Consider the following 17,702-nt stretch of genomic DNA (forward strand, 5'->3'; position numbering starts at 1 on the left):
GCGTGCGTGAGGTTGAATGCGGCATCTGCCGCACACTCACAATATAGAAGCGATCGGAACCGCAGGCACTCCGTTTCTTGCGCTTGAATTGATCGACGATGGCGCCGGTTACAGCAAGACCAAAGGACGCACAGATAATGGGTTGGTACGGTAACATCGCAGCTTCGATGATTCGGCAAGCCCGCAAATGCGCTTCCCGCGCGTGGCAGCTCGGACCGGGCCACAAATAGCCGGCGCAAGCCGCACCCGCAATAGGATTCACGATTTCATGAAAATTGCCACCTGGAATATCAACTCGCTGAAAGTGCGCCTGCCGCACGTACTGCAATGGCTGCAGGAAAATCCGGTCGATGTGCTGGGCCTGCAGGAAACCAAGACCACCGACGACAAGTTTCCGGTGGCGGAGATCGAGGCGGCCGGCTATCACGTGGTGTTCGCCGGCCAGAAAACCTATAACGGTGTGGCGATCCTGGCTCGCCACCCGATCACCGATGTGATCAAGAACAATCCGCATTTCGAGGATGAGCAGCAACGCCTGTTGGCGGCCACGATCGAAGGCGTGCGCGTGATCTGCGCCTATGTACCGAACGGGCAGGCAGTCGATTCCGACAAATACCGCTACAAGCTGAAATGGCTGGATGGACTGCACGCCTGGCTGGCCGAGGAATGCAAGGCGCACCCGCAACTGGCGCTGGTGGGCGACTACAACATCGCGCCGGAAGACCGCGACGTGCACGACCCGGTGGCGTGGCAGGGTTCGGTACTGGTGTCGGAGCCGGAGCGCGCGGCATTCCGGCGCCTGGGCGAGCTTGAACTGCGGGATGCGTTCCGGCTGTTCGAGCAGCCGGAAAGACTGTTCAGCTGGTGGGATTACCGGCAGCTCGGCTTCCAGCTCAACAAGGGCTTGCGCATCGACCACATCCTGCTGTCGCCGGCGCTGGCGGCGCGCTGCAGCGCTTGCCAGATCGACCGCGTGCCGCGCAAATGGCAGCAGCCGTCGGATCATGCGCCGGTGGTGGCGACGCTCGATTTGCCCCCGGCTTGACCGTGGTGATCTGCCTGGAACCATATACTCCAGGCATTACCAGCCAATTCCGTCCTAAATATATTCACCTTGACAGCATACTCCAGCCCAGCCTGCGGCGGTTTCAAACACGAAGTGCAACACCGATCAACGGAAGGAGGGCGAGATGCGCTAGCATTCGAACCCTTTGACCAGCCAGTCGAAAGTTGCCGAATATGCGCTATACGCACCTCACCCGAGACGAACGATACCAAATTCACGAACTGCAGGCAGACGATCATTCAGTCAGCGAGATTGCGCGCCGGCTGGGGCGGCATCGCTCGACGATCAGTCGCGAACTGCGGCGCAACCGGGGCGTGCATCAATGGCGGCCTGGCCAGGCACACGATAAAGCCTTGGCACGGCAACAGAACAGTCGTAATGCGAGCCGGGTTGCCGACGCCGCCTGGTTGGCGGTTCAGGCCTATATCCGCCTGGACCTGTCGCCCGAACAAGCGATCCACCGCCTGACGCTGGAACGGGGCAGCCCGATCGGCATCAGTCATGAGAGCGTCTATCAACGGATCTACGCCGATCGGCGTGGCGGCGGCGATTTGATCCGGCACTTGCGCAGCCAGAAACCCCGGCGCCAGCGCCACGGCAGCGGCCGGCGGCGTCGGGGAATCCTGCCGGGCCGGATCGGCATCGAGCATCGTCCCCTGATGGTCGAGCAACGCCTGCGGCTGGGCGATTGGGAAGGCGACACCGTGATTGGCAAAGGCCAGCAAGGGGTGCTGGTGACGCTGGTGGAACGGCGGTCGCGCTTCACCCTGGCCGCCCCAGCCAACAGCAAGCAGGCCGAGGGCGTGGGTGCGGTGGTGGTCGATTTGCTCAGCCCGCATCGGCGGGTGTGCCACACCATCACCTTCGACAACGGATCGGAATTCGCCGACCACGCCTTGATCAGTGCCCGCCTGCGGGCCGATGTCTACTTTGCCCGCCCCTATCATTCCTGGGAGCGCGGCCTGAATGAAAACACCAATGGCTTGCTCCGGCAGTATTTCCCGAAGAACACCAATCTGAAAACCGTCAGCCAGCAAGCGCTCCAGGCCGCCGTCGACAAACTCAACCACCGCCCCCGCAAATGCCTTGGTTACAGAACCCCGCATGAGGTCTTTTACAACCTTGCTACACTTCCTCTGGATTTAGCCCATGTTGCACTTCGTGTTTGAAACCGCGTGCTGGGCCCGCAGGCCGTTAATTATTTTCCTGTCGTTCCCGCGTAGGCGGGAACCTAGGGCCGTTCATCGCCTGCAAACACCCTATTGCGCCGGATCAGCGCACGAAAAACGCCGCTGGATGGCCGTTCCTCGAAACTTCGTTTTCCCGCTAAAGACCGCGGGAATGACAGGCAAATTGGGCATTTAGCGCAAACCATTAACAGCCCTGGCTGCATATGTGATTAGCCGCACTCTTTGCCGATCATTCGCGCGGCTTTTCACGACCATCCGGGAGGTGCTCGCTCAGCTGGCCAGCACCGCCTTGATCTGCTGCAGCGAGTTCGGATCTTCGATCGCGGTCAGGTCGCCCGGATCGCGGCCCTCGCACAGCGCCTGGATCGAGCGCCGCAGCAGCTTGCCGGAGCGCGTCTTCGGCAGCGCGCTGACGAAATGCACGCGCGCCGGCCGTCCCAGTGCGCCGATCTGTTTCGCCACCACCGCCATGATTTCGGCTTCGACTGCCTGGCGCGATTCGGCTGTCGCAGCTACGTCCGAATTTTTCAGGATCACGAACGCCACCGCCACCTGTCCTTTGACCTGGTCCTGTACGCCGACCACCGCCACTTCCGAAACGTTGGGATGGCTGGAAATGCTTTCCTCGATCTCGCGCGTGCCCAGCCGGTGACCGGCGACGTTGATCACGTCGTCGGTGCGACCGAGAATGAAATAGTAGCCGTCCTCGTCGCGGATGCCCCAGTCGAAGGTCGAATACACCTGCTGCGGCGGATCGAACTGGCTGAAGGTGGACCAGTAGGTCTGGACGAAGCGGGCGTCGTCGCCGTACACGGTTTGCATGCAGCCCGGCGGCAGCGGCCCTTCCATCACCAGCACGCCTTTTTCATTGGTGCCGCAGGTGGCGCCGGTCGCTTCGTTCAGCAGCTTTACCTTGAAGCCATACATCGGCAGGCCCGGGCTACCCAGCCGCGTCGGCGTATCTTGCACGCCCTTGGCCACGGTCAGGATCGGCCAACCGGTCTCGGTCTGCCAGTAGTTGTCGATGATCGGCACGCCGAGCGCGCCGGCGATCCATTGCGAAGTCGATTCGTCCAGCGGCTCGCCGGCCAGATACAGGGTTTTCAGCGAGGAAATGTCGTACTTGGTCATGAATTCCTGCGGCTGTTTCTTCAGGACGCGCGCCGCAGTCGGCGCCGAGAACATGCGCGTGACGCGATATTTCTCGACGATGCGCCACCAGATGCCGGCGTCCGGCGGCGTGGTCGTCAAGACCGGCAAGCCTTCGTAGATCACCGAACCCATGCCGGCCAACAGCGGCCCATAGACGTTGTACGAGTGCCCGACCACCCAGCCGATATCGGAGGTGGAGAAATACACTTCGCCCGGCTTGCCGCAGAAGATGTAGTCCATCGACGCCGCCAGCGCCACCGCGTAGCCACCGACGTCGCGCTGCACGCCCTTCGGCTTGCCGGTGGTGCCGGAGGTATACAGGATGTAGGATGGTTCGTTCGATTCCAGCCAGACCACCGGCACCTGCGCCTCCAGGTGGGCGGCGCGCAGTTCGGCGTAATCCAGGTCGCGCCCGGCCACCAGCGCCATCGGCGCCAGGCCGCGATCGACCATCAGCACCGCGGCCGGCTTGTGCTGCGCGCGGTTGATGGCATCGTCCAGCAGCACTTTGTACGGCACCACCCGGCCGCCGCGCGATCCGGCGTCGGCCGAAACGATCAGCTTCGGTTTGGCATCATCGATGCGGGTTGCCAAGCTGTTGGCGGCAAAGCCGCCGAACACCACCGAATGGATCGCACCGATGCGCGCGCAAGCCAGCATGGTGAAGATCGCCTCGGCGATCATCGGCATGTAGATCAAGACGCGATCGCCCTTGGCGACCCCAAGCGATTGCAGCATCGCCGCAGTACGGTTGACTTCCGCCAGCAGTTCGGCAAAGGTAAACACTTTTTCGCTATTGGTCTCGGTCGAGATCACGACCAGCGCCGCCGCCTCGGGCTGGCTCGTGGCCCAGCGGTCGACCGCGTTGTAGCACAGGTTGGTCTGGCCGCCGACGAACCATTTGGCAAATGGCGGCCTGGAATAATCGAGCACCTTCGAAAACGGCTGGTGCCAGTGGATGCGCCCCGCTTCGCGCGCCCAAAAGGCCTCAGGATCGTTGACCGACTGTTGGTAGAATTCCGCGTAATCCATGTCTCCTCCGAATTAAAATGCTTGCGCGGCTTTTTTGCAGTCGCACCGTTTTCGATTTTGGCAGCAGCGGCCCGGCCCGGGGGCGGGGTCGTCGGTCTGCCGGCTTAAATCACATACAAGTCCACATACTCGTGCACCGGCATCGCTTCCAGTTTCTTCTGGTCGAGCGACACGTCCAGGATCAATTGCCGCTGCCTGGCCGGGAACTGGCGCGCCAGGTTGGTCCTGAACTTCGCCTCCAACAGCGGAATGCCTTCCTTGCGCCGGCGCGCATGGCCGATCGGATATTCGACCACGACCTCCTTCAACTTCTTGCCGTCCTTGAATTCGACCGTCAGCGCATTCGCAATCGAGCGCTTCTTCGGGTCGTGGTAATCCTTGGTGAAGGCCGGGTCCTCGACGCAGACGATCTTCTCGCGCAAGGCGTCGATGCGTTGGTCGGCGGCGACGCCGTCCTCGTAGTCGGCGGCGGTCAGGCGGCCGAAGATCAACGGCACCGCCACCATGTACTGGATGCAGTGGTCGCGGTCGGCCGGGTTGTTCAGCGGCCCCTTCTTGTCGATGATGCGGATACAGGCTTCGTGGGTACGGATCGTGATTCCCTTGATTTCCTCAATCGACCTGCCGGCCTTCGCCAGTTGCGCGTGCAAGCTCATCGCCGCCTCGACTGCGGTCTGCGAGTGGAACTCGGCCGGGAAGGAAATCTTGAACAGGATGTTTTCCATCACATACGACTCGTACTTGCGCTGGAACTGGAACGGCTGGCCCTTGAACAGCACATCGTAGAAGCCCCAGGTCTTGGCGGTCAGTACCGACGGATAGCCCATCTCGCCGGTCTTCGCCATCAGCGCCAGGCGCACAGCGCGCGCGGTGGCGTCGCCCGCCGCCCACGACTTGCGCGAGCCGGTATTCGGCGCGTGGCGGTAGGTGCGCAGCGACTGGCCATCGACCCAGGCCAGCGACACCGCGTTCAGGATTTCGTCGCGGCTCAAGCCGAGCATCTCGGCCACCACCGCGGTCGAGGCCACCTTGACCAGCACCACGTGATCCAGGCCGACCTTGTTGAATGAGTTTTCCAGTGCGATGCAGCCCTGGATCTCGTGCGCCTTGATCATGCCGGTCAGCACGTCCTTCATCGTCAGCGGCTTCTTGCCGGCCGCGACCGCGTTGCGCGAGAGCCAGTCGGCGGTGGCCAGGATGCCGCCCAGATTGTCCGACGGATGGCCCCATTCGGCCGCCAGCCAGGTGTCGTTGAAATCCAGCCAGCGGATCATTGCGCCGATGTTGAACGCGGCCTGCACCGGATCGAGCTGGAACTGCGTGCCCGGCACCTTGGCGCCGTGCGGCACCACGGTGCCGGGCACGATCGGCCCCATCAGCTTCTTGCAGGCCGGATATTCCAGCGCCTCCAGGCCACAGCCGAGGGTGTCGATCAGGCAGTTGCGGGCGGTGTCGTAGGCGAGCTTCGAGCTAATCTTGTACTTGGTGACGTAGTCGACGATATCGGTCAGGACCTGGTCCCACTTGGGGCGCCTGGTCGATTTCAAATCGGATTTCATATCAGGTTTCATGTTGAATCGGCTCCGAAAATCGGCGACTTGGCTCTTCAGCGGGTTTCCTGGAACGCGTCGCCGGGTACGCGTACCCACCCTTCCATCAACACCCTGGCGCTGCGGCTCATGATCGCCTTGGTGACGCTCCATTCGCCGCTGCCCTCGCTCTGGATCGCTTCTGCTCCAACCCGCAAGGTGCCCGAGGGATGGCCGAAACGCACCGCCTGGCGCGTACCGCCGCCGGCGGCGAGATTGACTAGCGTGCCCGGGATCGCGGCGGCGGTGCCGATGGCAACCGCCGCGGTCCCCATCATCGCGTGATGCAGCTTGCCCATCGACAGCGCCCGCACCAGCAGGTCGATATCGCCGGCGGCGACTTTCTTGCCACTGGAGGCAATATAGTCGGCCGGTCTGGCGACAAACGCCACCTTCGGCGTGTGCTGGCGCTTGGCGGCTTCCTCCAGATGCTTGATCAAGCCCATGCGCAGCGCGCCGTGGGCGCGGATCGTCTCGAACATCGCCAGCGCCTTGGGATCGCCGTTGATCGCGTCCTGCAATTCGGTGCCGGTATAGCCGAGGCTTTCGGCGTTGACGAAGATGGTCGGAATGCCGGCGTTGATCATGGTCGCCTTCAGCGTGCCAACACCCGGCACTTCGAGATCGTCCACCAGGTTTCCAGTCGGGAACATCGCGCCGCCCACGCCCTCTTCCTCTGCGGCCGGGTCGATGAATTCGAGCTGTACCTCGGCCGCCGGGAAGGTCACGCCGTCGAGCTCGAAATCGCCGGTTTCCTGCACCGCGCCGCCAGTGATCGGCACCCGCGCGATGATGGTTTTGCCGATGTTGGCCTGCCAGATGCGCACAGTAGCGACACCGTCCTGCGGGATGCGGTCGGCATCGACCAGGCCGTTGGCGATCGCGAACGGCCCCACCGCCGCCGACAGGTTGCCGCAGTTGCCGCTCCAATCGACGAACGGCTTGTCGATCGAGACCTGGCCGAACAGGTAATCGATGTCATGATCCGGCCGGCTGCTCTTGCCGACGATCACGGTCTTGCTGGTGCTTGAAGTCGCACCGCCCATGCCGTCGATCTGCTTGCCGTACGGGTCCGGGCTGCCGATCACGCGCAACAGCAGCGCATCGCGCGCCGCGCCTGCCACCTGCGCAGCCGCCGGCAAATCCTGCAGCCGAAAGAACACGCCCTTGCTGGTGCCGCCACGCAAATAGGTGGCGGGAATCCTGATCTGGGGTAGATGAGCCATGGTTCAGGCAACCTTGGTTGACGATTCGAGGAAATCCTGGGCGAAGCGCTGCAGCACACCGCCTGCTTCGTAGATCGAGACTTCCTCGGCAGTGTCAAGCCGGCAGGTCACCGGGACCTCGACGCGCTCGCCATTCCGGCGGCGGATCACCAGCGTCAGATCGGCGCCCGGCTTGCGCTCGCCAATCACGTCGAAGGTTTCGGTGCCGTCGATGCCCAGCGTCAGGCGCGTCGTGCCCGGCTTGAATTCCAGCGGCAGCACGCCCATGCCGACCAGGTTGGTGCGGTGGATGCGCTCGAAGCCTTCGGCCGCAATTGCTTCCACCCCAGCCAGGCGCACGCCCTTGGCGGCCCAGTCGCGCGAGGAGCCTTGGCCGTAGTCGGCGCCGGCGATGATGATCAGCGGCTGGCGGCGAGCCATGTAGGTTTCGATCGCCTCCCACATGCGCACCACCTGGCCTTCCGGCTCGATGCGCGCCAGCGAACCCTGGCGCACGCTGCCGTCGGCGTTGCGCACCATTTCGTTGAATAGCTTCGGATTGGCGAAGGTGGCGCGCTGCGCAGTCAGGTGGTCGCCGCGGTGAGTGGCGTAAGAGTTGAAGTCCTCCTCCGGCAAACCCATCTTCGCCAGGTATTCGCCGGCAGCGGAATCCAGAAGAATTGCGTTGGACGGCGACAGATGGTCGGTCGTGATGTTGTCGGGCAGCACCGCCAGCGGCCGCAAATCCCGCAACGCGCGTTCGCCGGCCAGCGCGCCTTCCCAGTATGGTGGGCGCCGGATGTAGGTGCTCTGCGGCCGCCAATCATACAGCGGACTGACCTTCTCGCCCTGGCCTCTGGTAAAGGTGAACATCGGCTCATATACCTTGCGGAAATGCTCGGGCTTGACGCTTGCGGCGATCACCGCATCGATCTCCTCGTCGCTTGGCCAGATGTCCTTCAACGTCACTGGCTTGCCGTCGGCGCCGGTGCCCAGCGCATCCTTTTCGATGTCGAAGCGCACGGTGCCGGCAATCGCATAGGCGACAACCAGCGGCGGCGAGGCGAGAAAGGCCTGCTTGGCGTAAGGATGGATGCGGCCGTCGAAGTTGCGGTTACCGGACAGCACGGCGGTGACGTACAGGTCGCGGTCGATGATTTCCTGCTGGATCTTCGGGTCCAGCGCCCCGCTCATGCCGTTGCAGGTGGTGCAGGCGAAGCCGACGATGCCGAAGCCCAAGCGCTCCAGCTCCGATAGCAGCTTCGCTTCTTCCAGGTAGAGCTGGACCGCCTTGGAGCCTGGGGCGAGCGAGGATTTTACCCAGGGCTTGCGCGTCAGGCCGCGCGCGTTGGCGTTGCGCGCCAGCAGGGCCGCAGCGATGACGTTGCGCGGATTGCTGGTGTTGGTGCAACTAGTGATCGCCGCGATGATCACGGCGCCGTCCGGCATCTGGCCAGGGACTTCTTCCCAGCGGGCGGCAATGCCGCGCGTCGCCAGGTCGGAGGTCGGCAGGCGCTTGTGCGGGTTGGACGGGCCCGCCATGTTGCGCACCACGGTCGACAGATCGAACTTGAGGACGCGCTCGTATTCCGCGGTCTGCAGCGCATCGGCCCACAGGCCGGCCTGTTTCGCATAGGTTTCCACCAGCTTCACCTGCTGGTCTTCGCGCCCGGTGAGCTTGAGGTAGTCGATGGTCTGCTGGTCGATGTAGAACATCGCCGCGGTGGCGCCGAACTCCGGCGTCATGTTGGAGATGGTGGCGCGGTCGCCCAATGTCAGCGCGGCGGCGCCCTCGCCGTAGAATTCAAGATAAGCGCCGACCACTTTTTCGCGCCGCAAAAATTCGGTCAGCGCCAGCACCACGTCGGTGGCGGTAATGCCCGGGCCCGGCCTGCCGGCGAGCTCCACGCCAACGATGTCCGGCAGGCGCATCCAGGAGGCGCGGCCCAACATCACGCTTTCCGCTTCCAGGCCGCCGACGCCGACCGCGATCACGCCCAGCGCATCAACGTGCGGGGTGTGGCTGTCGGTGCCGACCAGCGTGTCGGGAAAGGCCACGCCATCGCGCGCATGGATCACCGGCGACATCCGCTCCAGATTGATCTGGTGCATGATGCCGTTTCCCGGCGGGATCACGTCGACGTTCTTGAACGCTTTTTTCGTCCAGTCGATGAAGTGGAAGCGGTCTTCGTTGCGGCGGTCTTCAACCGCACGGTTCTTGGCAAACGCCTCCTTGTCGAAGCCGCCGTACTCGACCGCCAGCGAGTGGTCGACGATCAGCTGAGTTGGAACCACCGGGTTGACCTGGCTGGGGTCGCCGCCCTTGTCGGCAATCGCATCGCGCAGGCCGGCCAGATCCACCAACGCGGTCTGGCCGAGGATATCGTGGCAAACCACGCGGGCCGGGAACCACGGAAAATCCAGATCGCGGCGGCGTTCGATCAGTTGCTTCAGGGAATCGGCCAGGATCGCCGGGTCGCAGCGGCGCACCAGGTTTTCGGCATGGATGCGCGAGGTGTACGGCAGCTTGTCGTAAGCGCCGGGCTGGATCGCATCGACCGCGGCGCGCGTGTCGAAATAATCCAGTTGGGTGCCCGGCAGAGGTTTGCGGTATGCAGTATTCATGTACAAGTCAATCTCAGGATGAGGAAGGTTCGCCCTTCCGTTTTCAGGGTGCCGTAACCTTGCAATGGACGGTGCGACCGGCCGCGCCGTCAATCAGCATGCCTTGGTCGCCCTTGATGAACCATTCGAGCCGCTCCCCACGATTCTCGTAGCGGGCGCCGGAGGCGGACACCGCATGGCGCATCGTCACGCGCCTGCCACCGAAGCGCAGGGTGATCGGATGCCCGGCCAGGTGATCGACCGGGTAGGCGACGCGTATTCGCAGGCCGTCCTCGCAGGCGTAGCGCGCAGCAAAATACGCCGGCTTGCCTGCCGCGCCCGCCGCCCCGGAGATGCAGGTGGCGGCGAGCAGGAGGCAGAGTATGCGCAGCTTCATTCGCTCGCGGCTCCGGCCTACTTGCGCTTGCCGATCGGCACGAACTTCAGGTCTTCCGGCCCGACGTAGTTCGCGCTAGGACGGATGATCTTGTTGTCGATGCGCTGCTCGATGATGTGCGCGGCCCAGCCGGAAGTGCGCGCGATCACGAACAGCGGCGTAAACATCGCGGTCGGCACGCCCATCATGTGATACGACACGGCCGAGAACCAGTCGAGATTCGGGAACATCTTCTTGACGTCCCACATTACCGACTCCAGCCGCTCGGCGATGTCAAACATCTTCATCGAGCCAGCGTCCTTCGACAGATGCTTGGCAACTTCCTTGATCACCTTGTTGCGCGGATCGGAAACAGTGTAGACCGGATGACCGAAGCCGATGATGACTTCCTTGTTCTCGACGCGCTTCCTGACGTCGGCTTCGGCTTCGTCCGGATTGTCGTAGCGCTTCTGGATCTCGAACGCGACCTCGTTGGCGCCGCCGTGTTTCGGGCCGCGCAGAGCGCCGATCGCGCCGGCGATCGCGGAAAACATGTCGGAACCGGTGCCGGCAATCACGCGGCCGGTGAAGGTGGAGGCGTTGAACTCGTGCTCGGCATACAGGATCAGCGAAGTGTGCATCGCCTTTTCCCAGAGCTTGGACGGCTTCTCGCCATGCAGCAGGTGCAGGAAGTGGCCGCCGATCGAGTCGTCGTCGGTTTCGACTTCGATCCGTTTGCCGTTATGGCTGTAGTGGTACCAGTACAGCAAGGCTGAGCCGAGCGAGGCCATCAGGCGGTCCGCGATGTCGCGCGCGCCGGGGGTATTGTGGTCGTCCTTCTCCGGCAATACGCAACCGAGTACCGAGACCGCAGTGCGCATCACGTCCATCGGATGCGAGGACGCAGGCAGCCATTCCAGCGCCGCCTTCAGGTTGGCCGGCAAACCGCGCAGTGCCTTCAGCTTGGCCTTGTAGGCTTTCAGTTCAGCCGTGGTCGGCAATTTGCCGTGCACCAGCAGGTGCGCAATTTCCTCGAATTCGCTGGTATCGGCGATGTCGAGAATGTCGTAGCCGCGGTAATGCAGGTCGTTGCCGGTCTTGCCGACGGTGCACAGCGCGGTGTTGCCGGCGGTGACGCCGGACAGCGCGACCGATTTTTTCGGCTTGAAGCCTGCAGCTTGTGCTTCGTTGCGTACTTCACTCATGTGGCTCTCCTCATTTGCGTTAAGCTGTTATTTGGTTTTCTGGCCCTGCTGCGCGAACAGCGCATCCAGTTTTTGTTCGAATGCATGGTAGTCGATGCGCTCATACAGCTCCATGCGGGTTTGCATCGTATCGACCACGTTCTTTTGCGTGCCGTCACGGCGGATCGCGGTATAGACGTTCTCGGCCGCCTTGTTCATCGCGCGGAAGGCCGATAGCGGATACAGCACCAGCCCGACGCCAACACCCTTCAGCTCTTCCACCGTATATAGCGGCGTGGCGCCGAACTCGGTGATGTTGGCCAGCACCGGCACCTTGACCGCGTCGGCGAAGGTCTTGTACATCGACAGCTCGGTGATCGCTTCCGGGAAGATCATGTCGGCGCCGGCTTCGACGCAGGCAATCGCGCGTTCCAGCGCAGCCTCCAGCCCCTCCACCGCCAGCGCGTCGGTACGCGCCATGATGACGAAATCGTCATCGGTGCGGGCATCGACCGCGGCTTTGATGCGGTCGACCATCTCCTGCTTGCCGACGATCTCCTTGCCGGGCCGATGGCCGCAGCGCTTGGCGCCGACCTGGTCCTCGATATGGATGGCCGCCGCGCCGAACTTGATCATTGACTTGACAGTGCGGGCGACGTTGAAGGCCGAGGCGCCGAAGCCGGTATCGACGTCGACCAGCAACGGCAGGTCGCAGACGTCGGTGATGCGGCGCACGTCGGTCAGCACGTCGTCGAGATTGGAAATGCCGAGATCCGGCAAGCCGAGCGAACCGGCGGCGACACCGCCGCCGGACAGATAGATGGCGCGAAAGCCGGCGCGCTTGGCCAGCAGCGCGTGATTGGCGTTGATGGCCCCGATCACCTGCAGCGGCGATTCTTCTTGCACCGCCTGACGAAAGGCAGCTCCTGCGGAACGAAGTGTCATAGGTAATCCTGTGCGATGGGATGTTTCATGAAAAGAGGCTTGCCACTCTATTGCAAGCAGCGTGCCAAGATTCACATCTTGCCGGATCGACAATTCGTATTTTTGCCAATTATCCAGGATGCTTGCGGATTCAGATACTTAGCGGCACGGCAGCCATTGCCCGTCAAAAATATCCAGACCTGTCTTGTTTCAATGTACGTTACAATTGAAACGCTTGAAACATAGATTGAGACATGCCACCCGCTTCCTACTCCATGCCCGATAGCGACAAACCGGTGATCTGGACCGTTTCGGTCTCGCGCCTGATCGAATTGTTTCGCGGCATCACGCTTGAATTCGACGACCGCGCGACGATTGAACCGATCAACCTCGGCTTCGAAGACGCGGTGCGCCATATCCGCGAACGTCTCGCTACCGAGCGCTGCGATGCCGTGATCGCCGCCGGCTCCAACGGTGCCTATCTGAAAAGCCGGCTGGCGGTACCGGTGGTGATCGCCAAGGCCAGCGGCTTCGATGTCATGGCGGCGCTGGCGCGGGCGCGCAGGATCACGCCGGCGGTCGCGGTTGTCACCTACCAGGAAACAATGCCGGAACTGGCCGAATTCCAGACCGTGTTCGGCCTGCAGATCGCCCAGCGCACCTACGTCACCGAAGAAGATGCGCGCACCCAGATCAGCGAGCTGAAGGCGGCCGGCATCAAGGCCGTGGTCGGTGCCGGCCTGATTACCGACCTGGCGCAGGAAGCCGGCCTGGCCGGCATCTTCGTCTATTCACCGGCTTCGATCCGGCAGGCTTTTGGCGACGCATTGGAACTGGCGCGCTTGACAAGGCTGGAAGCGGTGCGCGGCCGACTGCCGCAAGTGGTGGACACCCTGCGCGCCAAACACGGCATCAACGACCTCCGCGGCGATTCCGACGCGATGCAGCGGGTACGGCAAGCGATCGTGCTGTTTTCCCGCTCGCCAGCCACGGTGCTGATCCAGGGCGAGACCGGTACCGGCAAGGAACTGGCGGCGCAGGCGATCCACCGCGAAAGCATCCGCGCGCACGGCAACGTGAACAAGCCGTTCGTGGCGCTGAATTGCGGTGCGGTGGCCGAATCACTGCTGGAATCAGAATTGTTCGGCTACGAGGAAGGCGCCTTCACCGGCTCGCGCCGCGGCGGTCATGCCGGCCTGTTCGAGGCTGCCAACCACGGCACGCTGTTTCTCGACGAGATCGGCGAAATGCCGCTGCCGCTGCAAACCCGCTTGCTGCGCGTGCTGGAGGAGCGCGAAATCGTGCGCGTCGGCGGCACCCGGCCGATCCCGGTCAACGTGCGCATCGTCAGCGCGACCCACTGCGACCTGGAACAGCGCGTCAAGGAGGGTTTGTTCCGCGCCGACCTGTTCTACCGGCTGGGCGTGCTGCGGCTGGCGCTGCCGCCGCTGCGCGAACGGCCCGAGGATCTGGTGCCGCTGACGGTGTGGTGCCTGAAGAATGCGCTGGCCGCGCTCGGTGCCCGCCCGCACCCGAACCTGCATGCGGAAGTGGCCGCCTGCGCGCCGCTGCTGGCCGGCTATGCATGGCCCGGCAACGTGCGTGAACTACGCAACCTGATGCAGCGCATCGCGCTGTTTCTGGCCGCCGAGCCGCTGCAGGCGCTTACCTCGAGCTTCATGTTGGCGGCCGCGCCGGAACTCGGCCAGGCGTTGGCAAGCGGCGCGCCGCCAGCGCGCGGCGCCGCGGTACCAATCGACTCGGTCGAACAGGTGCTGGCGCGCTTTGATGGCAATCGCGAAGCGGCGGCCAAGCACCTTGGAATCAGCCGCACGACGCTGTGGCGCAAACTGAAGCGGCCGAACTCAACCAGATAGGGCGCGCCGGCCCTTGTACGGACTCGCAATCAAAGAGGGAAACAAGGCGCGAATCCGTATCAATCCTCGCGCGCACCGTCGATGGCAAATTCCTGGATCTTGCGCGTGATGGTATTGCGGCCGATGCCCAACCGGATTGCCGCATCGTGTTTGCGGCCGTGGGTATGTTTCAAGGCGGCCTTGATCAGCGCCGCTTCAAATTCGCGGCCAAGGGTAGCCATGATGTTGGCGCGGCCGTCCGTCAGCATGCCGGCCGCGGCCTGTTCCAGCAAGCTCATCCAGTCGGCGCTGACGCTCTTCTGCGCGACGTTGTCGCCGGCCACGAGACCGCCATCCGGGACTACGGCGGCCACGCTGCCGGCATGGGCCGCCGCGGGCGCCACAGGATGCGAGCCTTGTGCCGCCACCAGTTCCGGCGGCAAGTCCTCGATCCCGACTGTCTGTCCCGGCGCCATCACGGTGATCCAGTTGCACAGGTTTTCCAGTTGCCGCACGTTGCCGGGCAAGTCGAGCCCGCTCAAGAATCGCAGCGCCGCATTCGACAGCCGTTTCGGCTCGACGCCGAGTTGCTTCGCGCTTTGCGCCAGGAAATGGCGCGCCAGCAGCGGAATGTCTTCGCGCCGCTCGCGCAGGCTGGGCAGGCGCAGGCGAATCACGTTCAGCCGGTGATACAGGTCTTCGCGGAACAAGCCCTCCTTGACGCGCTGTTCCAGGTTCTGGTGAGTGGCGGCGATCACGCGTACGTTGGCCTTCAAGGGCTGATGGCCGCCGACCCGGTAGAAATGGCCGTCGGACAGCACGCGCAACAGCCGCGTCTGCAGGTCGAACGGCATGTCGCCGATTTCGTCGAGAAACAGGGTGCCGCCCTCGGCCTGCTCGAAGCGCCCACGGCGCGCCGCCTGGGCGCCGGTGAAGGCGCCGCGCTCATGGCCGAACAATTCGGATTCCAGCAAATCCTTCGGGATCGCCGCCGTGTTCAGCGCGATGAACGGCTGCGCCGCGCGCGGGCTGTGCTTGTGCAGTGCGCGCGCCACCAGTTCCTTGCCGGTGCCGGATTCGCCGGTGATCAGCACCGTCACGTGCGATTGCGCCAGGCGGCCGATGGCGCGAAACACGTCCTGCATGGCCGGCGCCTGGCCCAGCATCTCGGCGGTATCGCCCACCGCCTGCTCGACATTCGCCTCGCGCACGCTTTCCGCCAGGGCGCGCCGGATCAGCTCGACCGCGCGGTCGACGTCGAACGGCTTGGCCAGGTATTCGAAGGCGCCGCCCTGGAACGCGGCCACCGCCGAATCGAGATCGGAAAAGGCGGTGGTGATGATCACCGGCAGGCCGGGATGTGCGGCCTTGACTGCCTGCAGCAAGGCCAGCCCGGATTCGCCCGGCATGCGGATGTCGGTGACCAGCACCTGCGGTGTGCCATGCCGCAGCGCCTCGATCGCGTCCTGGGCATTGGAAAAACTTGCGCTCGCCAGATTCTGGCGCGCCAGCGCTTTTTCCAGCACCCAGCGTATCGATTCATCGTCGTCGACGATCCAGATCGGCTTCATGGCCGGTTCAGCTTCCATCGGTTTGGCTTCCGTGTTGGCTGCCGCCATGGGTCAAGGCAGCGGCAGCAGTATCCTGAAATCGGTATATCCGGGCCGGGTCTCGCATTCGATCACGCCGCCGTGCTGCTGCACGAAATTCTGCGCCAGCGTCAGCCCTAGGCCGCTGCCGTCGCCGCCGGACACCAGCGGGTAAAAAATACGCTCCTGGATGTCGGGCGGGATGCCCGGACCATTGTCGATGATATGCAAGTCCAGTGCCAGCCGGTAGCGCACCCCGGCCAGCGTCGCCTGGCGCGCGATGCGGCTGCGCAGCGTCAACTCGGCATCGCCTGCGCGGATGCGCGCGGCCAGCGCCTGCGCCGCGTTGCGCGCCACGTTCAGCACCGCCTGGATCAGTTGTTCCTTGTCGCCGCGAAACTCCGGCACCGACAGGTCGTAATCGCGCGTGATCGTCAGGCCATGCGGAAACTCGGCCAGGATCAGGCTGCGCACCCGCTCGCAGACTTCATGGATATTCACGTCGCCCACCACCTGCGCCCGCCGGTGCGGCGCCAGCAGGCGATCCACCAGCGTTTGCAGGCGGTCGGCTTCCTTGATGATCACTTGCGTGTACTCGCGCAATTCGCGCCGGCGCCGCTCGGCCAGCTCCAGCTCCGGCAACTCCAGTTCCAGCAGTTGCGCCGCGCCGCGGATGCCGCCCAGCGGATTCTTGATTTCATGCGCCAAGTTGCGGATCAGCTCCTTGTTGGCAACGCTCTGGTCCAGCAGGCGCTGCTCGCGGTTCAGCTTGCGCTGCTGCAGGTTTTCGCGCAGCTCGATCAGTACCGGCCGCGCCGGGTCGTCCAGCGCGGTGACGATGCAATGCACCTGCAGTGCTTCGCGCCCGGGGCGTTCCAGCGTCAAATCCTGGCGCTGATCGGCGAATTGATGCTGGGCGGCCTGGCGGCACGCCTCGCTCAGGCTCTCGCCATTCAGGAACAGCTCGCGCAGCGGCTGATGCAGCAGGCTCTTCTTCGAGCTTTCCAGCAGGCTTTCCGCGGCGGGGTTGGCGTACACGATGCGCGCGCCGGCATCCAGGACCAATACCGCCGATGCCAGCAGGTCGAGGCCGTCAAAGTGGGCAAGCGGTGTTTTCATCGATCGGCAAGAAAAAGGAAGGAGCCGGAAACGGTTGCGGGACGCTGCCGGAATATCGTCATCCAACTCGGCCCCGCTCATATACTCCCATCATCAACCGCAATTTCCGTTTTTGATACGGACATATTTTCCATATACCCCATCATTTTCAGAATAGTATAGGAAAAAACCAACGATATCGGCGATAAAAAAACAAAGGCCGCAGCAGGCGGCCTGATGTTGCGTAAGCGCCGTGCAGCAGCCTACTTCAGGTTGCCCATCTCGCGCTTCAAGGCCTCGATGTTTCTCTCGCTGCGTTCGATCGCCTCTTTCATTGACGCCACCCGCTCCTGATATTTGGCGTAATTGCGCTCGTTGCCCTGGCGCTCCGGTTCGCCGTCGTTGTATTCCTTCTTCAGATCGGCCAGCTTTTGCTCTTCGCGCTTCATTTCGTCCTGCAGGATCTGCTTGCGGTCGTTGTCGCGCGCCTTTTGCGTGGCGCCGTCGATTTTCGGGAAATCGGCCGGTGCCGAAGCCGCCTTGGCAGCCGCTGCGGGCGCGGCCCGTTTCACCGGTGCGGTGATCGTCAGCGGCGGCAGATCGACCTTCTTGCAACCCTTGGTGGCGCCGGTATTCTTGTATTCCTTGGTGCCATTCTGGTCGACGCACAAATACACCTCGTTTTGTGCATGCGCGGCACTGGCGGCAACGGCCAACAGCAAGATTACGGGGAACTGACGTTTCATACACCTTCTTCTATGGAGCGAACCTATCGGCGCCCATTTTAGGATAACGGCCAAGGCTTGACAAACGACCACCACCACAACGGCGCGGTCG

13 protein-coding genes are annotated in these 17,702 nt (G+C 63.3%); 3 read left to right on the forward strand and 10 right to left on the reverse strand.

What is annotated here, in order from left to right; all coding sequences use genetic code 11:
- Positions 1-268: 268 nt before the first annotated feature.
- Positions 269-1,045, forward strand: a complete 777-nt coding sequence (xth, locus tag ACK2VC_RS03470) for an exodeoxyribonuclease III (RefSeq protein ID WP_486732201.1) — start codon at positions 269-271, stop codon at positions 1,043-1,045.
- A gap of 194 nt (positions 1,046-1,239) precedes the next feature.
- Positions 1,240-2,235, forward strand: a complete 996-nt coding sequence (locus tag ACK2VC_RS03475) for an IS30 family transposase (RefSeq protein ID WP_486732202.1) — start codon at positions 1,240-1,242, stop codon at positions 2,233-2,235.
- Positions 2,236-2,526: 291 nt separating this feature from the next.
- On the opposite strand, the gene ACK2VC_RS03480 is transcribed toward ACK2VC_RS03475, so the two are convergent.
- The 7 genes from ACK2VC_RS03480 to prpB form a co-directional block, all read right to left on the reverse strand.
- Entirely contained in the window at positions 2,527-4,440 is a 1,914-nt protein-coding gene (locus ACK2VC_RS03480; RefSeq protein ID WP_486732203.1) for a propionate--CoA ligase, read from the reverse strand.
- A 104-nt stretch (positions 4,441-4,544) separates the two neighbouring features.
- The gene (locus tag ACK2VC_RS03485; protein ID WP_486732204.1) at positions 4,545-5,999 is read right to left on the reverse strand and encodes a bifunctional 2-methylcitrate dehydratase/aconitate hydratase; all 1,455 of its coding nucleotides are present in this window, start codon (positions 5,997-5,999) and stop codon (positions 4,545-4,547) included.
- Between the two features lie 47 nt (positions 6,000-6,046).
- A complete protein-coding gene (prpF, locus tag ACK2VC_RS03490; protein ID WP_486732206.1) occupies positions 6,047-7,255 on the reverse strand; it encodes a 2-methylaconitate cis-trans isomerase PrpF in 1,209 nt (402 codons plus the stop codon).
- Positions 7,256-7,258: 3 nt separating this feature from the next.
- The gene (acnD, locus tag ACK2VC_RS03495) at positions 7,259-9,859 is read right to left on the reverse strand and encodes a Fe/S-dependent 2-methylisocitrate dehydratase AcnD (protein ID WP_486732207.1); all 2,601 of its coding nucleotides are present in this window, start codon (positions 9,857-9,859) and stop codon (positions 7,259-7,261) included.
- A 43-nt stretch (positions 9,860-9,902) separates the two neighbouring features.
- Complete coding sequence (locus ACK2VC_RS03500) at positions 9,903-10,235, reverse strand: MliC family protein (protein ID WP_486732208.1); 333 nt, start codon at positions 10,233-10,235, stop codon at positions 9,903-9,905.
- 17 nt (positions 10,236-10,252) lie between these two features.
- Positions 10,253-11,419: a bifunctional 2-methylcitrate synthase/citrate synthase gene (gene prpC, locus ACK2VC_RS03505; protein ID WP_486732209.1), complete on the reverse strand. Its 1,167-nt coding sequence runs from the start codon at positions 11,417-11,419 to the stop codon at positions 10,253-10,255.
- Positions 11,420-11,446: 27 nt separating this feature from the next.
- Positions 11,447-12,343: a methylisocitrate lyase gene (prpB, locus tag ACK2VC_RS03510; protein WP_486732210.1), complete on the reverse strand. Its 897-nt coding sequence runs from the start codon at positions 12,341-12,343 to the stop codon at positions 11,447-11,449.
- A 233-nt stretch (positions 12,344-12,576) separates the two neighbouring features.
- Between prpB and prpR the strand changes: the two genes are divergently transcribed.
- The gene (prpR, locus tag ACK2VC_RS03515; RefSeq protein WP_486732211.1) at positions 12,577-14,199 is read left to right on the forward strand and encodes a propionate catabolism operon regulatory protein PrpR; all 1,623 of its coding nucleotides are present in this window, start codon (positions 12,577-12,579) and stop codon (positions 14,197-14,199) included.
- A gap of 59 nt (positions 14,200-14,258) precedes the next feature.
- Here prpR and ntrC read toward each other — a convergent pair whose 3' ends face one another.
- From ntrC to ACK2VC_RS03530, 3 genes are all read right to left on the reverse strand, one after another.
- Positions 14,259-15,749: a nitrogen regulation protein NR(I) gene (ntrC, locus tag ACK2VC_RS03520; RefSeq protein WP_486733162.1), complete on the reverse strand. Its 1,491-nt coding sequence runs from the start codon at positions 15,747-15,749 to the stop codon at positions 14,259-14,261.
- A 51-nt stretch (positions 15,750-15,800) separates the two neighbouring features.
- Positions 15,801-16,886 (reverse strand): nitrogen regulation protein NR(II), encoded by a 1,086-nt coding sequence (gene glnL / locus ACK2VC_RS03525; protein WP_486732212.1) that lies wholly within the window; start codon positions 16,884-16,886, stop codon positions 15,801-15,803.
- A 242-nt stretch (positions 16,887-17,128) separates the two neighbouring features.
- Complete coding sequence (locus ACK2VC_RS03530; RefSeq protein WP_486732213.1) at positions 17,129-17,611, reverse strand: DUF4124 domain-containing protein; 483 nt, start codon at positions 17,609-17,611, stop codon at positions 17,129-17,131.
- Between the last annotated feature and the right edge of the window lie 91 nt (positions 17,612-17,702).

This window comes from Herbaspirillum sp. WTB6, assembly GCF_057457785.1.